General features: G+C 50.3%; 1 protein-coding gene. It reads right to left on the reverse strand.

Features of this window, described 5'->3' with window-relative positions; genetic code table 11:
• On the reverse strand, nucleotides 1-1,744 hold a 1,744-nt coding region (locus I3255_RS12775), incomplete at both ends, for a tandem-95 repeat protein (protein ID WP_238039160.1).

Genomic DNA, 1,744 nt, shown 5'->3' on the forward strand with positions numbered 1-1,744 from the left:
CGGTGTACGCGTCATCTACCGCTACTGGATCATCGTTCACTGGTGTGACGGTGATATCTAAGGTAGTACTATCTGTTAAACCATTAGGATCAGTCACCGTGTAATTAACCGTCGGTACGCTGCCATTGAAGTCAGTCGCTGGATTGAAGACGTAACTGCCATCGGCATTCAAGGTCAAGTCACCGATTGGATTGCCATTGACGTCAGTGATGGTTGTTGCAACACCCAGATCTAAAGTAACTTGACTACCACTGCCATCAACATCAACGGTGGCCAATTGTACGACCAGAATGTCGCCGTCATTATCAGTATCGTTATCGATGACATTACCGTTCAGTTCGGTGTCCTCAAGCGTACGCTCAACTTCAGGATTGGCCACTGGCGCGGTTTGTGGGTAGTCAATGGTGATGGTAGCTGGGTCAGATTTTAGGTTAGTGCTATCCACTACGATGTAATCTACAGGTGTTGGATCACCTGTATAACCAGCTTCTGGTGTAAAAGTCACAGCGCCAGAGGTAGGATCAACGACCCATTCCCCTTCACCTGTAACGGTCAACGTAGTTACTTCATCACCATTGTCTGGGTCAATCAGCTTGACGGTTGTTGGATCGATATCATTGTCAAAGTCTTCGTCATTACCTAATACAGCAACGGTAACTGCCTCTCCAGTGATACCTGTTTGGTTATCATCTGCCGCTCTTGGCGCCGTTGGTGGATAGTCGACAACAATTGTCGCTGGATTAGATGTTTGACCAGTAATATCAGAGACCACATAATCTACAGGCGTAGGGTCATTAGTAAAACCAACTTCTGGTGTAAAGGTTACAGCGCCAGAGGTTGGATCAACGACCCATTCCCCTTCGCCTGTAATGGTCAAAGTTGTTACTTCGTCACCATTGTCTGGGTCAATTAGCTTGACGGTTGTTGGGTCAAGGTCGCCCTCAGCGTCGTTATCATTATTTAAGATATCGACAGTCACAGGACTATTCAAAGGACCGACGCCTACGTCATTCACCGCCACTGGCGCGGTTTGTGGGTAGTCGATGGTGACTGTCGCTTCGTTCGATACCAAGCCATTGATGTCTTCAACGCTGTAGCTGATTGGTGTTGGGTCTGCGGTAAAGCCTGCTTCTGGGGTGAAAGTGATCGCCCCTGTGGTCGCATTCACGCTCCAGCTGCCTTCGCCGTCTACCACAACCGATTTGCCATCAGCGGCAATAGTGCCACCTGCTGGTGATTGGGTGATGATGACGGTGGTTGGGTCAAGATCCGCTTCTGCATCGGTGTCGTTGGTCACAACGTCAACCACTACCGTCTCCCCAGAATTACCAGTGTCTGCGTCATTCACCGCCACTGGCGCGGTTTGTAGATAGTCAACGGTGATGGTGGCTTGGTTGGAGGTGTTGCCACTCAGATCAGACACCACATAGTTCACTGGGGTTGGGTCGTTGGTGAAGCCGGCCTCAGGGGTGAAGGTCACGACGCCTGTGTCTGGGTCCACGCTCCAGCTGCCTTCGCCTGGTACGGTTAAGGTGGTGACTGCCAGGCCGCTATTTGGGTCGATAAGCTTGACGCTGGTTGGGTCAATGTTGCTTTCTAAGTCGGTGTCATTGTTCAATACGTCGATTACGACAGGTTGGCCAATGCTGCCTGTTTGAATCTCATTTTCTGCATTGGGTGCAGTGTCTGGATAGTCAACGGTGATGGTGGCTTGGTTGGAGGTGTTGCCACTCAGATCAGACAC

It is taken from the genome of Psychrobacter sp. Ps6 (assembly GCF_022129235.1).
In the GTDB taxonomy this organism is placed as follows: domain Bacteria; phylum Pseudomonadota; class Gammaproteobacteria; order Pseudomonadales; family Moraxellaceae; genus Psychrobacter.